Here is an 18,159-nt window from a genome sequence, read left to right on the forward strand (position 1 = left end):
TTTTTTTTAAATGTAATCATTATGAAAATCAAATCCATATTTTTAGTCCTAGTTTCCATACTTTTTTTAAGTTCATGCCACAAGGAAATCAAATCCGAAAAAGGCGGAATAGACCTTATTTCTAATGTCTATTTTGATGCCTCCAGAGGATTGGACAAGATGCAGAGTTTCCACATCTCGAAAATGAGTTATTCGGAAAACCAAATTATCGAACTGGTTCCAGACCACACCTTTCCCGAAATGAATCAAAATGCCTATCTCGTGAGAGATTCTTTGTGCTATCCATTGGATGCTGAAAACGGCAACATCATTCTTTCCGATATTCTTGAAAAACAAAAACCGTCACCAGTTTGGAACAAGAAGGACGGCGCCATTTTCTCAAAAGAAATGATTCCCAACTATAAGAACAGGCGGAAACTCTCCGACACGGTGTTATTCAAGAAAAAATACAGACGCTTCGAAGTCAATTCTCCGTGGAACTATACCCGTTTCTACATCTATCCAACCGACACGATTCTGCCTTATTCCCTCTACAGACACGCCGAAAAGGACTACGGCGGAAGATTGGAGCGCATCGACTCCTACAACAAGAAGACCGACATCTTTGTAAGCCTGCAACTTCTTCCAAGAAAAAACTGGGACGACACGGCGAAAGACATTTTTGAGTTCAACCACTTCGTAAAAAACAGAAAAAGTGAGTGAGACATCCTATTTAAACCATCCTAGTTCAGAAATTTCCGTTATCGAGGGAACTAAAAACGAACTGATTGTCTTTCACAGCAATAACGACAAAGATTCCTTTTTGGAACTTTTAAAACTGAACAATCAGAACAATGGCAGAACCCTTGTAACGGTCAATTCAGGAGAAAATATCGAAAAGTTTGTCGATAGGTTCAAAAACTACGACGGAAAGATATTTCTGTGTCTAACCGGTGATGATGACGGAAATAGGTCTACACAAAAAATCCTCAATGAATTTCAAAATAAAAATATCAAGGACATCCGCCTGCTGTATGGAATTTCTAAAAATGGGAACCAAAACCTGGAAGAATATTTAAAAAATAAACTCCAAGTTCAAGAGAAAAATACTACTTTAGTTGAACAAAAAACGATAAGAAATGAAGACGATGGAACTCAATCCGAAGGAATTTCCGACACTCAGCACTTGGGAGCCGAACTTTCTCAACGAAATTCTGGAGAATCTAACCAAAGAAGCAAACCCAAGCAAAACGGAAATCACTTTGGAGGACAAGCTGTGGACGGCAACCATGCTGGAAATGGACTTGAAGACACAATCTGGAAGCATCTGGTCGGAAAACCAGAGCGAGGACCCGTTGACGGAACACAACCGCAAAATGCTGCAAAAAATGAGGGAGCAGAACATTCCTTGGGCGGAATCGTATCCGGGAGAAATGTATCCAATAGAATAGCAGAAATAGTAAAAACATCTACTCAAAACAATGAGGTATTAGGGGTTCTTATTTCAAAATATAAAGGTCAAAAACTGACCAATGAACAAGTTGCGGAAGTTGTTTCCGCCGCTTGTTTTGTTTCCAGCGATAAGCAAGTTAAACTCAAGGAAAGTCTTAACATTACCGAGGATTTAAAAGAGATCTGTCATCAATTCAAAAGTGGCGGAACAGCTAAAGAAGGCAGGGGAATTTTGGATGAATACTACACCGATTCAAGGATTGTAGATGCCGTCAGAAATTTAATCAAAGACCAGTTTAAGAACAGGCAGGAAATTTCGGTATTGGAACCCAGCGTTGGAACGGGAAATTTTCTGTATGCAGTGAAAGAATTGGGAATCAAGTCCAATATCACTGCCTTTGAAATCAACGAAACCACCGCAAAGATTGCGAAAATCCTTCATCCCGAAGCCCACATCCATCTCCGCTCCTTTGAAACCGAGTTTATCGACGAGAAAGGCAACAAGAAGGAATTTGCCGAAAAATACGATTTGGTTATCGGTAATCCACCCTACGGCGACCATCGCGGATTATACAAAGGTTTGGGAGAAGAACCCAAAATCTCCAAATACGAGGACTATTTTGTCAAAAGGTCTTTAGATTCTCTTAAACCCAATGGAGTTGTGGCAATGGTGCTTCCTTCGGGTTGGTTGAACCGACAAGCCCAACTAAAAAATGCAGATATTTTGGAAGGTTTTCGTCTGCCGAATGGTGCTTTTGCCGGAACTCAGGTAGGAACGGACATTATTATTCTGCAAAAAAATTCCCAGAAAATCTCTACAGATATTTCCAATTATTTTGAAAAACATCCCGACAGGATTTTAGGGGAAACCCGAGAGAAAACCAACCGTTTTGGGAGGTTGGAAAACTATGTCTATGGAAATTTAGAGGACGCCTTATCTAGGATTGAGCAACTCAAAAATAAAAAGCAGACCGAAAGAATTGGAAACCTCTTTGAAGATTTGTTTTTGGAGGTTGATCAACCTAAAGGAGAATCAAAAAGCAAAACTTTAGAAAAAACCATTCCCGCTAAAACAGAAGAAATTGACCTTTCAGAAACGAAAGATAAAATTGAGCAAGTTCTTTCCAGACTTAATGAAGTAAAATTCAAATCTCCCGCGATTGAAAAGGAAATTGAAAAGTATTCCAAACTCCAATCCCAAATTTTTGATAATCCGAAAGATTTTTCGAAAGACCAAATTAATGAAATTCATCGAAAAGCGGATAAAATCATCCAATCACACAGCGAGAAAAATGCGGAATACCGAATTCAGACCAAACCGGAAATCAAGAAAGGGATATTAAAATATCAATTTTTGAAAGCCGATGAAGTGGTGAATGCCTCGCTTCAGAACAGCACCGATATTACCAAAGAACAGATTGAGGCATTTCGGGACACTTCCTACGATGGAACATTAAACAATCACGGAAAGCATTACCAGTTTGCCAACTATATTGACGGAAATTGGGTTCACGATTTCTATTACGGCGAAGGAAATATCTATAAAAAATTAGAGCAACTTAAAATAGACTTTAAAGATAAGTTTTCGGTTGGCGGAACCGAAAATCAGTATGAGAAGCAGAAATCTTTATTGGAAAGCGTCCTTCCAAAACCAAAAACTTTAGATGAAATCTCCATCAGTCCCAACCACGAATTTGTCCACCAGTTTGATTTTGGAACCGTTGAAAAAGAACGCTGGAATCAAAACACGAGACAGACGGAAACCGCAACCGTTCCCTATAACCTTGCTGAAAAATTCAAGGATTTTGTCGGAACACTTTCGAGTGAGGCATTTGCAGGTTCCTCATCTTGGGAGGTCAGAAGTTTTGTAGACAACGAAAACGTTACGGGAAGCGACAAGGAACGGAATGCCTTGGTTCGTGAAAGACGAAAAGCCGCAGCCAATGATTTGTTTCAAAAATTTTTGAGGGAAGAGTTGTCGGACGATTTAAGGGAGCGTTTCGTAAAAGATTTTAACCGAAACTACAACAACCTCTCTGTTCCCGACTATTCAAAATTTCCATTGTTTTCAAAAATCCATTTGAATTTTAAAGGAAGAGAACTGCGCTTAACCGAAGTGCAAAAAGCAGGAATCGGACGACAGACAACCAAAGGTGTTGGATTACTCGCACACGAGGTTGGATTTGGAAAAACATTGTCGGGAATTCTCTCCATGCACGAAGCGATGGAGAGAGGTAACGCAAAAAGACCGCTGATTGTCGTTCCCAATGACAGCATTCTGAAACAGTGGGTGGAAACCATTTTTGAAACCATTCCCGAAGCCAAAGTGAATGTCTTGGGAAATCTCGGAAAAGACTTCGACCTCTCAAAATTCGACAACAAGGATGGGGAAATCACCATCGTCACTTACGAGGGTTTTAACAATATCGGTTTTTCTGAAAATATTACCCAAAATCTGGCTTCCAAGTTCTCCTATATTTCAGAAAATGAATTAAGAAGTGTAAACACCATCAGCGAAAGGGATTTTCAGAAAGAACTGGAAAAAGAAAAAGAACTGGTGGGTAAAATGAAGCGTGGCAAGATTTACGATTGGGAAGACTTTGGTTTTGACCATCTGACTTATGACGAAGTCCACAACGCGAACCATATCGTAGGAAAAGTAAGAATAGAAGACCGCCGATTTGCTTCAGACTTTAGAAATCAAAACCAGCAGACTTCAAAGTTGGGTATCAATACTTGGATGGCTGCGCAATACATCCAAGAAAAGAACGACGGTAGAAATGTTACCTTGCTTTCTGCAACGCCATTTACCAATAAACCACTGGAATATTATTCTATTCTCTCCTTGATTGCGAACAAGAGATTAGAAGAATCGGGCTACTTCAATGTGAATACCTTCTTTGAAACCTTTATGGAGGCAGACAACGACATGGAGATTGACGCAAAAGGTGATGTGAAATTCAAGGCGAATGTTCGACGTTTTAAAAACAATTCGCTGTTTCAGCAACTTTTATCTGAATTTATTGATATCAAAGGCGAAGAAGACAATCCAGAATTGGTGCGGCCCAACCGAATCAACAAGGAATATAAGATTGAGCAGAACTATTTAACGAGTGAGCAATACGAAATGCTCAATGAAAACTTTACCGAAACCCAAAAAGGGGCAATTCTTACGCATATCCTTAATGCCCGTTTGATTGCGATTTCACCATATCTTTCTCCCTATTATGAAGGAGAAGAACCGTCTTTAGAAGAGTTTATAGAGGATTCTCCGAAACTAAAACAAACGATGGATTTGATTCGGCAGAACAAAAACGACATTCCGGATTCGGGACAGATTATCTACTCTGAATTAGCTGTTTCGGAATTTCCGAAACTAAGGGAATATTTGGTACGGGAGGTCGGCTACAAACCGGAAGAAGTCGGAGTCATCACCGGAGCAACCAGCAAACCAAACCGTTTAAAGATTCAAGATGATTTCAATTCCGGAAAAATAAAGGTGGTCATCGGAAGCGAGGCGATTCAGGAAGGAATGAACCTTCAGGAAAATACGACGGATATTTACATGCTTTCTCTTCCGTACAACTTTACCTCTCTACGGCAAGTGGAAGGTCGTGCTTGGCGACAAGGAAATAGGAACGAAAATGTAAGAATCAACTTTATGTTGACCAATGACAGCATTGATGTCTTTATGCTTCAAAAATTGCAATCCAAACAGGCAAGATACTTGGAGGCAATGAAGAAGGGAGCCGATGTTTTAGATATTTCTGACATCAGCACGCAGGAAATGAAAACCGCCATCATCACGAATCCCGAAACCAGAGCGAATATAGAAATTGAACTGATGAAAAAGCAAATTGAAACCGAAAAAAATAAATTTTTGGCTGATTCTGCTTTTGTGCTTCGAAAATATGACAGTTTTATTAAAATTCAGGAAGAAGTAACTAAAGCGCAACATAACTACAACCGAATCTTAGGCTATTCCAAGGAAGAGGGCGACAATGCCGAATACTGGAAAAACCAGCTTCCATTTTATCAGAAAACGATTGATTTGACAAAGGAGAAAGTCCAAGAGGAAATTGATATTCTTTCTCAAAAAGGCGTGAATGTGACGGAGATTGAACAGCAGACAAAAATTACTGAAGATAAGATTGCTGAATTGGATAAAAGGTTGGAGGATTTGCCTAATGTTCGGGAGGGATTGGTTGAGAAGTATAGGGAGGAGAAGGAAATGCAGTTGAAAATTAATGAGAGTAGGGGTTATTTAGAGGAGAGAATGGTGGAGAATTCACAATTATTTAAGACGAATATTATCAGAGTAATTGATAAAAATTTTGAAAATGAAAATGTACAAAAAATAGAAATACAACAATATGGAAGAAAGAGATAATAAAAAAACAGGGACTTGAAGTCCCTGTTTTAGTCCCCGCTATGCGTAAATCACTGATTTACAGCGTGTGTAGTAGCCCGTAGGGGAATCGAACCCCTCTTACCAGAATGAAAATCTGAGGTCCTAACCGATAGACGAACGGGCCATCTAATTTCTGCGAATTATCGCAGGGTTAGTTTTTTGTTTTTATAAGTTTCAACTCTTATTAATTACCAGGTTAGAGTAGTAATTAAGTTTTGTAGCCCGTAGGGGAATCGAACCCCTCTTACCAGAATGAAAATCTGAGGTCCTAACCGATAGACGAACGGGCCAACTATACTTATTAAGCTAGTTTATTAACGTGCTTAGTTAATTTGCTTTTCAAGTTAGCTGCTTTGTTTTTGTGAATAATATTTTTCTTAGCTAATTTATCCAACAAAGAGATAACTTTTGGCAATTGCTCTGCAGCAGCAGCCTTATCTTCTTCATTTCTTAACACTTTCATTGCTGTTCTAGCAGTCTTGTGGTAGTATCTGTTACGAAGTTTTCTTACTTCGTTTTGTCTGATTCTTTTTAATGCTGATTTATGATTTGCCATATCGTTCAAATGTGAGTGCAAAAGTAAAAACTTTTTTTTTATCCTCCAAATTTATTTTCAAAAATTTTTAATTTTCTTCAGATAAATATTTTTTGAGTTTATCTATTGCCTGTTCTATTTTAATATTCTCTTCTTCTCTTTCTAATTTTTTGATGGTGCTTTTCAGCATTACCATCGCATTGTTCCATTCTCCAGTGGTGTTGGTGAAGGTAAGTCCGTCAATCGTTACTTCAAAAGTTACCCTTTCTCCAGTCCTGTCAAGTCTGAAACTTATTTTATCATCACTGCCTGTTATCCCGTCTTCATTGATTTTTAAATCATAACTTTTTGGGTTAGAGTGGATTTTCTTAAAAAGCAATTTTGCTTCTTGTATTTTTAAATCCGGCATGATATAAATTTGGTAGCCTATAGGAGAATCGAACTCCTGTTGCAAGGATGAAAACCTTGAGTCCTAACCACTAGACGAATAGGCCAAATTTTGAGGTTGCAAAAGTAATAATTAACTTTTTAACTTCAAAATTATTTTTTTATTATTTGAAAACTTTTTGAATCACAGTATTCTTAATTCCTTTAGCATCAAGCTCTTTCTGTAATTTTACCGCATCCTCCAAAGTATACACTTTTCCGTAGGTATAATAGAAAACGCCGCTTTCTTTGTTTCTTTCCACGTCTTTCAGCGTCTGAAGAATGAAAGAATTTCCATTCAGTTTTTCGCCCACGTAGACTTCAATGGTGTAATATCCTGTACTTAATTTCTGGTTCGGCATAAATCCTACCGCATAGGCATTCCGGAATCCGGCGTCTTTTGCTGTTTTAATGTTAATATCTCTTACAGAAGCAAGGTTGGTAACCCCGTAATAATATTTGTACTGTCCGTTCTCTTTAATAGGCAGAATGTAATTTAACCCTTTTAAAGCAGGATCTCCCTCCTTGAATCTTTCCGGAGAACTCAACAGTAAAATTCTGAAATCATTTTTCAGTGCGATTTCCGCCAGTTTATCAGGTTCAGGTTTTTTTACCACTGCGGAAACACCTGATTTTCTGTCGATCGCTTTTTTATAATCAATAATTGCCTGATAAATACTTTCGGAAATTTCATCCTGTCCTTTTTCAGAAGCCAGATAATGGCTTTCTTCTGGATGATTGATGAATCCGGTTTCAATTAATACAGAAGGCATCGCGTTCATACGCAGAACGTGCAGGTTTTTCTGGAACACACCGCGGGAACTTCTTTTGTCTTTATTTACAAAATTATTTTCTACCAGTCCGCCCAGAAGAAGGCTGGATTCCAGATATTTGCTCTGCTGAAGTTTCAGGGCAATTAAAGATTCCGGAGAGCTTGCATCATAAGAACCGAAGGTCTGCTTATCTTTTTCGTCCAGAAAGATCACATCATTTTCACGTTTTGCCACTTCTAGATTGGTATCATTCTGATCCGGTCCCTGTACATAAGTTTCGGTTCCGTATGCGGTTGGTCTTTTAGAAGAATTACAGTGAATGGAAACAAAAAGATCCGCTTTGCTTCTGTTCGCAAGATTGGTTCTGTCCGACAAAGAAGGATATTCGTCGATCTTTCTTGTGTAGATTACTTTAAAATCTTTATTTTTTTCGAGCATTGCTCCTACTTTAAGGGTAATGGAGAGCGTTACATCCTTTTCGGAGATCCTTCCGATATCGGTGTAGGTTCTGTTTGCTCCGTAATCACTTCCTCCGTGTCCTGCGTCCAAAACAATGGTAAATTTCTTTTGCGAAAAAATAAAGTTGGCAGTCAGGATGAAGAGAAATGATAAAATTATTTTAAAATTTACTTTGTACATCTTACAGTTTTAAAATTTATATTAATTTTGAGCCTTAATTGTATACATATAAATATAACAAAAAATTGGTCAAAACCGTCTCCAAAAATATATTACAAATTTTAATTATCCTAATTTTTAACAATTTTTTAGCACAGCAAACGCCCAAAAAATTGCCTGAAAATGCGGTTAATGATACTATTTCCAAAAAAGATACCATTGTTCTGAAAAAGGAACCTTTGGAATCTGTTCTGCAGACAAAAGCAGACTACCAGAGAAGAGATTTCCAGAAGAAAATGGTGTATCTGAACAAAAATGCGCAGGTGAAATATCAGGATATGCAGATTGATGCAGACTATATTTCCATTGATGAGCAGAAACATCTCATGTACGCAAGAGGAAAACAGGACTCTTTGGGAAGAATTATTGAGCCTGTTATTACAACACAGGCAGGGAAGAAATACGAAACTACAGAATTTCAGTATAATACCTTAACAAGACAGGCAATTGCATTTAATGCAAGAACCGAAGAAAACGAAGGGGTTATTACCGCGAACAAAACCAAAAAGTACAACGACAGTATCTTTGCGATGAGCCGGGCAGATTATACGACGGACGATTATTACATCAAGAAAAAAGATACAGCGGCAGATTATTTTTTAAGAGCAAGATATCTGAAGCTTGTAAAAACAAAAAATAAATCGTCTATTGTTTCGGGACCGATCCAGATGTATATAGAGCAGGTTCCCACTCCGCTTATCATGCCTTTTGCGATCCTTCCTTTTTCAAGCAAAAGATCTGCGGGAATCCTGATTCCGAGTTTCGGGGAAAGACAGGATGTAGGATTCTTCCTGAACGGTTTAGGTTATTATCAGCCAATCGGGGAACATTTTGACCTTAAAATCCTTTCGGATATTTACACCAAAGGAAGCTGGAACCTGCGGCCTGAAATGAACTATATTAAAAAATACCGCTATTCCGGAAACTTTTCTGCGGACATCGGAACCATGGTTCGTGGGATCAAAGGTTTAGATGATTACAGCAAAACAGGAACGTACAGAATTGCGTGGAGACATACACAGGATTCCAAAGCCAATCCTTTCCTTACATTTTCTGCATCGGTAGATATTGTGAGTACAAAATTTTATAACAATACACTGAACAATAATTATATTTTAAATCAGAATGTTTTAAATACCCAGCAAAACTCTACGGTTACCCTTACCAAAAGATTTTTAAAACTTCCGGTTACCATTACGGGAACGGCTTCCTATTCGCAGAATTTTGCCACCGGTTTATCAGATCTTCGTCTGCCGCAGATGAACGTGGCGATCAATCAGTTTTATTTATTCAGATCCAAAACAGGAGTGCGTTCCGGTCTGCTTGAAAATTTAACGGTAAACACAGGAATTAATTTATCAAACTTTGTTCAGACCAACGAGGGCGAGCTTTTTAAAGCGGCAATGTGGGATAAACTGCAAACCGGAGTGAAAAATAACATTGCTCTGGGAACCAATACAACCGTAGCAAAATATTTCACATTCAGTTTGGGAGCGAATATTGATAATGCGTTAACCACAAAAACCATCAATAAATTCTACGACCCTATCCAGAATAAAGTAGTTACAGAAACCAATAAAGGAATTTCAGGATATTCTACGTTTTCAACAACAGCAAGTATTCAGACTACTTTGTATGGACAGGCAAACTTTAAGAAAGGTTCTGCCATTGAGGCTATCAGACACATGATGACGCCAAGTATTGGGTTTACCTATTCTCCGGATTTCGGAGGTTCCGGATATGGATATTTTAAAAATTATTACGATGCAAATGGAGCTTTAACACCATATTCTATTTTTGAAGGCGGAATTATCGGAAGTCCGACGACAGGATTAGTAGGAGCTTTAGGTTTTAACATCGGGAATAATTTAGAGATGAAGGTAAGATCGAAAAGCGATTCTACAGGAGTGAAGAAAATAAAGATTTTTGAATCTCTTAACCTTTCTGGAAATTATAATTTTGCAGCGAAAGATCATCCTTTTTCTATCATAACAATTACAGGACAGTCTTCTTTCTTTAATAATAAACTGAGCCTGAATACAAGCTTATCTTTGGACCCATACAGAATTATCTATCTTCCGGGACAGGATGCCGGAATAAGAACAGAAGAGTTTGGTTACTTCAGTGTTCAGGGATTCAACGTTCAGATGTCTTATCCTCTGAGCAGCGAAATCTTTGGAGAGAAAACAGATTATGCCAAAAAGTATAAAACCAAAGGGGAAGTAAGGAACGAAAATTATTATTTTGATGATGATAATTATGCGCATTTCGATCAGGCATGGACATTGAATGTAAATGCAAACTATGCCTACACCAAAAGTTCAGCTTCCAGAACACCAACGAGACTGGCTTCTGTGGGACTGGACGGAAGTCTTAAGCTAACGCCTTACTGGAACATCAACGGAAGTACCCACTACGATATGGTGACGCAGAAACTTGCATATACCAGAATCGGTTTTGCAAGAGATCAGCGAAGTTTTACCATTAATTTCAACTGGGTTCCTTTCGGGCAATATAAAGTATATGACTTCTTTATCGGGATCAAAGCCAATATCTTAAGTGATGCGCTGAAGTATAAAGACAGAAGTTTTACACAGCCAAACGCACCTTTCTAATATTTGATTATAGAAATAGAATATAAATTTTATATTTGCACCCAAAATAAATTTTCATGAAAAAAGTAATCAACACCGTAAATGCTCCTGCAGCGATCGGACCATATTCACAAGCCAATATGGCAAACGGAATATTGTATATTTCCGGGCAGATCCCTGTAGATCCTGCAACCGGTAAACTTGTAGAAGGAATTGAAAAAGAAACCCATCAGGTAATGAAAAACCTTGAAGCAATTCTTACAGAAGCAGGAATGACTTTTAAGAATGTGGTAAAAGCAACCATTTTCCTTAAAAGCATGGATGATTTTGCGGTAATGAATGATATTTACGCTTCCTATCTGGACGCGGAAAGCTTTCCTGCGCGTGAAACGGTACAGGTTTCCTGTCTGCCGAAAAATGTGGATATCGAAATTTCTATGATCGCACATCAGGATTAATGAACTTTATAAGAAATACAATTGCGGTTATCGTAGGTCTTGTGATTGCAGGGCTTATCATTACTCTTGGGATAAGAGCATTTCCGCAATGGGTAAATTTCGATGCTTTTGCTCCGTTCGAGCATTGGCAGAGATTTCTTCAGAGCAAGCAGAACGACGGTGCGTTTTTCGGTTTCCTGCTGTTTATTTCCGGATTGGGAACTACAGTGGGAGGGGTGGCAACTGCCATTATCGTAAAATATGCTAAGGTGGCTTATGCTATTCTTATTGGTTTCATTATGCTTTTTATAGCCATGCTGGATGTTATTGTTTTCCCTTATCATCCTACCTTCTATAAAATCTCTATTTTTCTTACGTTCTTCCCGTTTTCGTGGATCGGAGGTAAGATTGTAGAAGTCATTTATGAACGAAAGAAGAAAAGAAGAATCGCTGAAAAAATGAATAAATCTTAAATAAAAAAACGTTGCAGAAATGCAGCGTTTTTTGTTTGTGTATCAGTTTCCGGAAAGTGTCTTACTAGGGTGTGGGAAGGTTTCCCGCTTTCCGGAAAGTTTGCTGCAGGGGTGAAACATCCTTTCCCGGTTCCCTGAAAAGCTGTTGCAGGGGTGCAGGAAGCTTTCCGGAAGGATGGTTTGCAGATTTCAGTTGCAGGATTTCTTTTTCAATTAAATAAGATGTTTCTGAATATTAAACTAAAAAAACTCGGCTGCCTCAAATGAGGCAGCCGAGTTTTTGATATGAAGTGAAGTTTAGCTCTTTTATTAAGGCATTTTAAAGCCTCTCTGATAACCTCTTCCGTAGTCATCCATGTATTTGATCTGGGCAGTTCCATTGAACTTATTCAGAATGTTTTCTACATCTTTCTGAGAGTTTACAGGTTTTCCGTTGATCTCTGTGATGATGTATCCGTCTACGATTCCTGCTTTAGCCATTTCACCGCCTTCAACTACATTTTTGGCAATTACTCCGCTGTTCAGACCATAATATGCTTTTGTTTTATCATCAATACTCTGGAAATCGGCTCCGATTTTTTCCGTTACGCTCAGATCTGCTTTGGTTCTTGTAGAAGTTCCTCCTTTCTGATCTCTTAATGTAACGGTTGTTGTGGAAGGTTTTCCGTTTCTTTGGTAAGTTACCGTCACTTTATCTCCCGGACGTTTGCTTCCGATGGCAATGGAAAGATCTGCAAAATCTGTAATTGGTGTTGTATCAATTTGGGTAATGATATCACCTACTTTTAATCCTGCATCTTCTGCACCGCTGCTTTCTCCGAATCCTGTTACCAGAACTCCTGAACCGGATTTATAATTGGTCTTTTTATCTTTATTGTAAGCGGCAACAAGCTGATCGTCCGAAAGATCTAAAGAAGTTACTCCTAAGAATCCTCTTTGTACAATACCGAATTTCTTGATGTCTTCAACAATTTTTCTTGCTAAGTTTGCCGGAACTGCAAATCCGTACCCTTGGTAATAACCTGTCGTAGACTGAATCGCTGAGTTAATCCCGATCAGATCTCCGTTTGTATTTACCAAAGCTCCTCCGGAGTTCCCCGGATTAATAGCCGCATCGGTCTGAATGAAACTTTCAATCGGATTGGCTGCTTTTCCCTGTGAACTTAAAATTCCGATTCCTCTTCCTTTCGCGGAGACAATTCCTGCTGTAACGGTAGAATTCAATCCAAGCGGATTTCCTACGGCAAGTACCCATTGTCCTACTTCAATATTATCGGAATTTGCAAAATTTAAATAAGGCAATCCTTTTTCTTCAATTTTAAGAAGGGAAATATCTGTATTCGGGTCTGTTCCTACTAAAGTGGCGATATAAGATTTTTTGTTGCTTAAAACCACTTCTAACTTATTGGCTCCTGCAACAACGTGGTTGTTCGAAATGATGTATCCGTCCGGCGAAATAATTACCCCCGATCCCATTCCTGAAGGCATATTATCCGGAACCTGCTGCTTTTGTCTCTGCTGTCCTCTTCCTCCGAACGGATCTCCAAAGAAGAAATCGAACATATCCTGCTCCGAAGCTCTGCTTGTGGTTCTGGACTGATAATTTTTGATGGTTACTACTGCCGGAACTGTCGTTTTGGCAGCTTTTACAAAATCGTCTCCCACTGCGGCAGAATTCATCCCTGCAAAGGAAACATTAGAGGATTTTGTAAAATATGATTGATCTGCGTTGTTGGAATCGTGATTAAGATATTGTAATCCTCCAACGGTAGTAGCACCGGAAATTACTCCTACTACTGCAAATGGTAATAGTTTTTTTAAAGTACTCTTCATTGTATATCTTTCTTTGTTATTTATTGATGTTAACTTTTTCATTTTACTGGAAACAAATTTAATGCTAAATACGTATGCAATTGGTACAGAATGTTTCATTTTTAACTAAAATTTAACAACAATTGAAATAATTTATGCATTATCCCATAAATTTTAAAATCTCAATTAACGAACCTTAAAAAAATATTAATGACATTATGGCATATTGATGTTTTAAATGTCATAAAATTACAAAGGTTGAAGATGATTCATCCAAAAGAGTACCAATCTGAATGTATACCTGATAAATCTTATATTTTTCATTAATCTGAAAATAATTATCTTTGCAAAAATTTTCTCACTTAAAACGTTTATAGCATGCAACTGTACAACACCTTAAGCGCAGAAGAAAGAGCTCGACTAATTGATGAGGCCGGAAAAGAGCGCCTTACCCTATCTTTCTATGCGTATGCCAAAATTGAAGATCCCAAAAAATTTCGCGACGATTTATTTATAGCCTGGAATGCACTGGATGCGCTTGGTCGTATCTATGTGGCGCATGAAGGAATTAATGCTCAGATGAGCGTTCCTGCCGACAACTTCGAAGCATTTCGCGGGACTCTGGAAGCATACGATTTCATGAAAGGCATTCGTTTGAATGTAGCAGTGGAGCAGGACAATCATTCATTTTTAAAATTAACCATCAAAGTCAGAAACAAAATCGTAGCCGATGGTCTGAACGATGAGACTTTTGATGTTACCAATAAAGGCGTTCATTTAAGAGCAAAAGAATTTAACAGTTTGCTTGAAGATCCGAACACCATTGTCGTAGATTTCAGAAATCACTACGAAAGTGAAGTCGGCCATTTTGAAGGAGCAATTACTCCCGATGTGGAAAACTTCAGAGAAAGTCTGCCGATTATTAACGAACAGCTACAGGATTTTAAAGAAGATAAAAACCTTTTGATGTACTGTACCGGAGGAATCCGTTGCGAAAAGGCAAGTGCATATTTCAAACATCAGGGTTTCAAAAATGTATTTCAATTGGAAGGCGGAATTATAGAATACACCCGTCAGATAAAAGAAGAAGGCATAGAAAGTAAGTTTATCGGTAAAAACTTTGTATTCGACCACAGATTAGGCGAAAGAATTACGGACGATATTATTGCGCAGTGCCACCAGTGCGGAAAACCGTGTGACAATCATACGAACTGTGCGAACGATGCCTGTCATTTATTGTTTATCCAGTGTGATGAATGTAAAGCGGCGATGGAAAACTGCTGTTCGACAGAATGTCAGGAAACCATCCATTTGCCTTGGGAAGAGCAGGTTGCTAAAAGAAAGGGTCTTCAGGTAGGAAATAAAGTATTCAGAAAAGGAAAATCTGAAGCTTTGAAATTCAAAAAATCCGGAGATCTGCCGGATAAGCCTTTAGCAAAAGCTGAAACAAAAGATATCCGTCAGAAAATAAAAGTTAAAAAGACATTAATCGGAAAAGCGGAGCATTATTATTCAAAATCTAAAATTGCTCAGTTTTTAATTGAAAACAATGAACTTGCAGTAGGAGATAAAGTATTAATTTCCGGACCCACAACAGGAGATCAGGAAATAACCATTTCTCAGATTTTTGTGAACGGAACTTTCAGCGACACAGCAAAAGCAGGAGATCAGATTACTTTTGAACTGCCTTTCAGAGTTCGTCTGTCTGATAAATTGTACAAAATCCTTGATTCTGAAAACGCATAATCGATATGTTAAAAGCAGAATTAAGAAAAAAATATATGCAAAAAAGAAAAGCCTTGTCGATTGATGAGGCTTTCTTGTTATCTGAAAAGATTTTTAAAAATTTCATTGAATCTTTCAAACCTTTTCAAAACCAGAAAATCCATATTTTCATCCCGATTGAGAAGTTTAGGGAAGTAAATACCCAGATTTTCGTCAGCTACTTTTTAAGCAGAAAGATCCGTGTTTTTGTCCCTAAAATTGTCGATACAAGACTGCTTTCGGTAGAAATTTTTGCAGATTCTAAATTTGAGTTGAATAGCTGGGGAATTTCCGAGCCGGTTTCTGATGAAGATTCAGGTATTCTGGATTTTGATTTTGTAATTACGCCCCTTTTATACTGCGACAGACAAGGAAATAGAGTAGGTTACGGAAAAGGTTTTTACGATGGTTTTTTTGAAAAAGTATCGGAAGAGACAAAAAAAATCGGAGTTAATTATTTTAACCCCGAAGAAAATATCGATGATGTCTGGGAAAATGATATTCCGCTCGACTATTTGGTGACACCTGATGCGGTACTGTCTTTTTCAGGAGCATCTGAGTAAAATTTCACAAAGTAAAATTTAAATTCCTTGCTTTTCTGAGACGGTTTTGACACCAAAGTGTATTGTGCATTCCGTTCAAAATTTCCCAACGATTTATTTTTATCTCCAAAATATTCCACATTGAATTTGGCGAAATTCAGCGTGTCCTTTTCCTTTATTTTCTGGAAAACATTCAGATTGCTGACGCGTACTTTTTTTACATTCAGGCTTTCGAGTTCTTTAAAAAGATCCTTAAAGGTAGTAGAATCAGACTTCTGGAAATACTTTTCTATTTTAGAGTAAATTGCCGTATCAATTTCCGTATTTCTCTGTCCGGAAAGATATAACGTAGACAAATCCAGCACATCCTGTACTTTTTGCGAAGTAATGGAATTGATAGCCTGAGTACTGTCCATTTTTACCGTTTTGTTGTTCGTGTTTCTTAGCTTTTCCAGATCACTCTGTCCTCCGTTGTCTTCTTTTTTAACGCACGAAATCATGGTGAATCCTATTAATATGATAAAAAACAAAAAGTTATTTATTGTTTTCATTGGCTGAGATTTTAAATTTAATAGATACGATTTTCCCTTTGTTATCCGTCTTCATTTCGATAACATTAAGGTTTTTAAGTGATGTTGTAGGTGTGGTAACTAAGGTAATGTAATCTTCCTTGTCCAAGGTTTCAAGTCCGTAAATATCACTGTCATAAACCTGAGTAATCACGGCGTTGTTGCTGATTCGGTTTTCCAGTTGTCTTCTTTTCTGGGTGATGAGATCATTCTGTTCCTTTGAATTTTCTCCTTTTACATCCTTTGTTGAAAAATAATAAAGCGCCATCTTATAATCATCGGGTTTCAGCTCGATGGTTTCTTCTTCAGGAGCATTTTGTAAGTTTCGGTTCACTTCCAGATATTCATAAAACGGAGAACTGATCTGCATTTTAAGATTCTTATCTTTTGTGGGATATCTGAAACATTCTCCGGGTTTTATTCGGTAAAGAATAGGAGATTCGTTTTCCTTGATCACTTTGATTTCTATTTCACGCTGAATACTTAAATTTCTGTCGGCATCCGTAAAACAGTATACATAAGTTTTTTGAAAGATCGCATCTTTAAATCCTAAAAGTCCTGTAAGAATTACCAAAATAGTGGTAACAATTGCCCAAACATTCTTTCTGATGAAATTTTTCTTCGGTTTTTCAGCTTCTGCTAAAGAAATTTTTTCAGTCTCTGAATTTTTAGTAATTAATTGATTTTCAAGTATTGATTTTTGTAAATCGGAGTTTTCAGGGGTTTTAAATTCCTGTTTTTTAGGTAGATCGTCATCTTTTGGCAAATCAAGTGATGCAGAAACTGTTTTTTCCAGTTCTTTAAGTTCATTGTCTTTCAAATCTTCATCATCCTGCAGCAATTCACCTGCAAAAAGATGCTGTTTTTTGAATTCATACCATGAGTCGTAACCTGCATAAATACTGAGTAAATTCAGCATATCGATTCTTGGTAGTTTGGTAACCGGCGAATTCTTAAAATAGGTATAAAAAGATTTTTCGCTGATGTTCCCTTTTGCCTTTTTTCTGAGATCTTCCTGAAAATAAATGATGTCGATACCCTTCCATTTCGAAATATCGTCATAGGAAGGAGTGTATTCTTTCAGATATTGAGCCTGGACATCCTTTTTTAACTGCTCAAAATGTAATAGATCTAAGTCCGTCAATTTATTTTATAATGATTAAATTATTGATTATCAGTAATGTTATTTTGTAAAACTATTTTACAAAGGTATTACAATTATTTTTCCTAAACAAATTTTCTATCTGCTATACCTTTGTCTTGTTCAAATAACAGAACAGAAAAAGATTTTATAAAACAATATTAACAAAATTAAATTTAATTTATTATGAAAAAGTCATTATTCGTAGCTGCTATCGCTGCAATCTCTCTAGTTGCTTGTAAAAAAACTGAAGCTAACACAACTGAAGCTTCTACAGATTCAGTAACTGCTACTACAGATTCTGCTACTGCTGCTATCGATTCTACTACAACTGCTAAAGTTGATTCAGTTAAAGCTGCTGGTGCTGCTGCTACTGATTCAGTTAAAGCTGATGCAAAAGTTGCTAAAGAAGAAATCAAAGCTGAAGCTAAGAAAGAAGAAGCTGCTAAGAAATAATCTAAGCTTAAAAATAAAAGAACCGTTTCACTTAGTGGAACGGTTTTTTTATGCTTATATGTTTAGTAATTATTGGTTTGTTAGCGATTAAAGATGAAGCATCAGTCAATCCCCAAC

General features: G+C 37.5%; 14 protein-coding genes and 3 tRNA genes. 8 read left to right on the forward strand and 9 right to left on the reverse strand.

From position 1 onward, the window contains the following. Positions 1 to 21: 21 nt before the first annotated feature. Together H6W53_RS17125 and H6W53_RS17130 are read left to right on the forward strand one after the other, a co-directional pair. Positions 22 to 702, forward strand: a complete 681-nt coding sequence (locus tag H6W53_RS17125; RefSeq protein ID WP_185208555.1) for a hypothetical protein — start codon at positions 22 to 24, stop codon at positions 700 to 702. Then, positions 695 to 5,821 (forward strand): helicase-related protein, encoded by a 5,127-nt coding sequence (locus H6W53_RS17130; RefSeq protein ID WP_185208557.1) that lies wholly within the window; start codon positions 695 to 697, stop codon positions 5,819 to 5,821. The genes H6W53_RS17125 and H6W53_RS17130 overlap by 8 nt, the downstream gene beginning before the upstream one ends. Positions 5,822 to 5,894: 73 nt before the next feature. On the opposite strand, the gene H6W53_RS17135 is transcribed toward H6W53_RS17130, so the two are convergent. The 6 genes from H6W53_RS17135 to H6W53_RS17160 all read right to left on the reverse strand — a co-directional run bounded on the left by H6W53_RS17135 (position 5,895) and on the right by H6W53_RS17160 (position 8,215). After that, positions 5,895 to 5,966, reverse strand: a tRNA-Glu gene (locus H6W53_RS17135). A 94-nt stretch (positions 5,967 to 6,060) separates the two neighbouring features. Then, positions 6,061 to 6,132: transfer RNA gene (locus H6W53_RS17140), tRNA-Glu, on the reverse strand. A gap of 11 nt (positions 6,133 to 6,143) precedes the next feature. Next, entirely contained in the window at positions 6,144 to 6,398 is a 255-nt protein-coding gene (gene rpsT, locus H6W53_RS17145) for a 30S ribosomal protein S20 (protein WP_076391798.1), read from the reverse strand. Between the two features lie 67 nt (positions 6,399 to 6,465). Then, a complete protein-coding gene (locus tag H6W53_RS17150) occupies positions 6,466 to 6,786 on the reverse strand; it encodes a hypothetical protein (protein WP_076391800.1) in 321 nt (106 codons plus the stop codon). Between the two features lie 10 nt (positions 6,787 to 6,796). Next, positions 6,797 to 6,871 (reverse strand) — tRNA-Glu (locus H6W53_RS17155). A gap of 57 nt (positions 6,872 to 6,928) precedes the next feature. Continuing rightward, a complete protein-coding gene (locus tag H6W53_RS17160; protein WP_185208559.1) occupies positions 6,929 to 8,215 on the reverse strand; it encodes an N-acetylmuramoyl-L-alanine amidase in 1,287 nt (428 codons plus the stop codon). Between the two features lie 65 nt (positions 8,216 to 8,280). On the opposite strand from H6W53_RS17160, the gene H6W53_RS17165 reads away from it, so the two are divergent. From H6W53_RS17165 to H6W53_RS17175, 3 genes are read left to right on the forward strand one after another with little or no spacing between them, the layout of a single operon-like run. Continuing rightward, positions 8,281 to 10,869 (forward strand): putative LPS assembly protein LptD, encoded by a 2,589-nt coding sequence (locus H6W53_RS17165; protein WP_185208561.1) that lies wholly within the window; start codon positions 8,281 to 8,283, stop codon positions 10,867 to 10,869. A 56-nt stretch (positions 10,870 to 10,925) separates the two neighbouring features. Continuing rightward, positions 10,926 to 11,306, forward strand: coding sequence for a RidA family protein (locus H6W53_RS17170; RefSeq protein WP_076391804.1), 381 nt, complete (start codon positions 10,926 to 10,928; stop codon positions 11,304 to 11,306). Further along, entirely contained in the window at positions 11,306 to 11,758 is a 453-nt protein-coding gene (locus tag H6W53_RS17175; RefSeq protein WP_185208563.1) for a hypothetical protein, read from the forward strand. The genes H6W53_RS17170 and H6W53_RS17175 overlap by 1 nt, the downstream gene beginning before the upstream one ends. Positions 11,759 to 12,067: 309 nt before the next feature. Here H6W53_RS17175 and H6W53_RS17180 read toward each other — a convergent pair whose 3' ends face one another. Continuing rightward, positions 12,068 to 13,591, reverse strand: a complete 1,524-nt coding sequence (locus H6W53_RS17180) for a trypsin-like peptidase domain-containing protein (protein WP_185208565.1) — start codon at positions 13,589 to 13,591, stop codon at positions 12,068 to 12,070. 357 nt (positions 13,592 to 13,948) lie between these two features. Between H6W53_RS17180 and H6W53_RS17185 the strand changes: the two genes are divergently transcribed. Together H6W53_RS17185 and H6W53_RS17190 are read left to right on the forward strand one after the other, a co-directional pair. Further along, complete coding sequence (locus H6W53_RS17185; protein WP_185208568.1) at positions 13,949 to 15,316, forward strand: rhodanese-related sulfurtransferase; 1,368 nt, start codon at positions 13,949 to 13,951, stop codon at positions 15,314 to 15,316. A gap of 5 nt (positions 15,317 to 15,321) precedes the next feature. After that, positions 15,322 to 15,897 (forward strand): 5-formyltetrahydrofolate cyclo-ligase, encoded by a 576-nt coding sequence (locus H6W53_RS17190; protein ID WP_185208570.1) that lies wholly within the window; start codon positions 15,322 to 15,324, stop codon positions 15,895 to 15,897. Here the strand turns inward: H6W53_RS17190 and H6W53_RS17195 are convergent. Further along, positions 15,846 to 16,427, reverse strand: a complete 582-nt coding sequence (locus H6W53_RS17195) for a hypothetical protein (RefSeq protein ID WP_185208572.1) — start codon at positions 16,425 to 16,427, stop codon at positions 15,846 to 15,848. The genes H6W53_RS17190 and H6W53_RS17195 overlap by 52 nt on opposite strands. Next, positions 16,411 to 17,589: a hypothetical protein gene (locus tag H6W53_RS17200; RefSeq protein ID WP_185208574.1), complete on the reverse strand. Its 1,179-nt coding sequence runs from the start codon at positions 17,587 to 17,589 to the stop codon at positions 16,411 to 16,413. The genes H6W53_RS17195 and H6W53_RS17200 overlap by 17 nt, the downstream gene beginning before the upstream one ends. A gap of 183 nt (positions 17,590 to 17,772) precedes the next feature. On the opposite strand from H6W53_RS17200, the gene H6W53_RS17205 reads away from it, so the two are divergent. Continuing rightward, on the forward strand, positions 17,773 to 18,042 hold the full coding sequence (locus tag H6W53_RS17205) for a hypothetical protein (RefSeq protein WP_116095796.1): 270 nt from the start codon (positions 17,773 to 17,775) through the stop codon (positions 18,040 to 18,042). Positions 18,043 to 18,159 lie beyond the last annotated feature (117 nt).

The organism is Chryseobacterium sp. C3, from assembly GCF_014218905.1.
GTDB classification, from domain to species: Bacteria; Bacteroidota; Bacteroidia; order Flavobacteriales; family Weeksellaceae; genus Chryseobacterium; species Chryseobacterium mucoviscidosis.

Excerpts from the sequence above, each read along its gene's own strand:
- H6W53_RS17125 (WP_185208555.1), top strand. The coding sequence starts at position 22 with ATGAAAATCAAATCCATATTTTTAGTCCTAGTTTCCATACTTTTTTTA.
- rpsT (WP_076391798.1), bottom strand. The coding sequence starts at position 6,398 with ATGGCAAATCATAAATCAGCATTAAAAAGAATCAGACAAAACGAAGTA.
- H6W53_RS17150 (WP_076391800.1), bottom strand. The coding sequence starts at position 6,786 with ATGCCGGATTTAAAAATACAAGAAGCAAAATTGCTTTTTAAGAAAATC.
- H6W53_RS17160 (WP_185208559.1), bottom strand. The coding sequence starts at position 8,215 with ATGTACAAAGTAAATTTTAAAATAATTTTATCATTTCTCTTCATCCTG.
- H6W53_RS17170 (WP_076391804.1), top strand. The coding sequence starts at position 10,926 with ATGAAAAAAGTAATCAACACCGTAAATGCTCCTGCAGCGATCGGACCA.
- H6W53_RS17175 (WP_185208563.1), top strand. The coding sequence starts at position 11,306 with ATGAACTTTATAAGAAATACAATTGCGGTTATCGTAGGTCTTGTGATT.
- H6W53_RS17180 (WP_185208565.1), bottom strand. The coding sequence starts at position 13,591 with ATGAAGAGTACTTTAAAAAAACTATTACCATTTGCAGTAGTAGGAGTA.
- H6W53_RS17185 (WP_185208568.1), top strand. The coding sequence starts at position 13,949 with ATGCAACTGTACAACACCTTAAGCGCAGAAGAAAGAGCTCGACTAATT.
- H6W53_RS17190 (WP_185208570.1), top strand. The coding sequence starts at position 15,322 with ATGTTAAAAGCAGAATTAAGAAAAAAATATATGCAAAAAAGAAAAGCC.
- H6W53_RS17195 (WP_185208572.1), bottom strand. The coding sequence starts at position 16,427 with ATGAAAACAATAAATAACTTTTTGTTTTTTATCATATTAATAGGATTC.
- H6W53_RS17205 (WP_116095796.1), top strand. The coding sequence starts at position 17,773 with ATGAAAAAGTCATTATTCGTAGCTGCTATCGCTGCAATCTCTCTAGTT.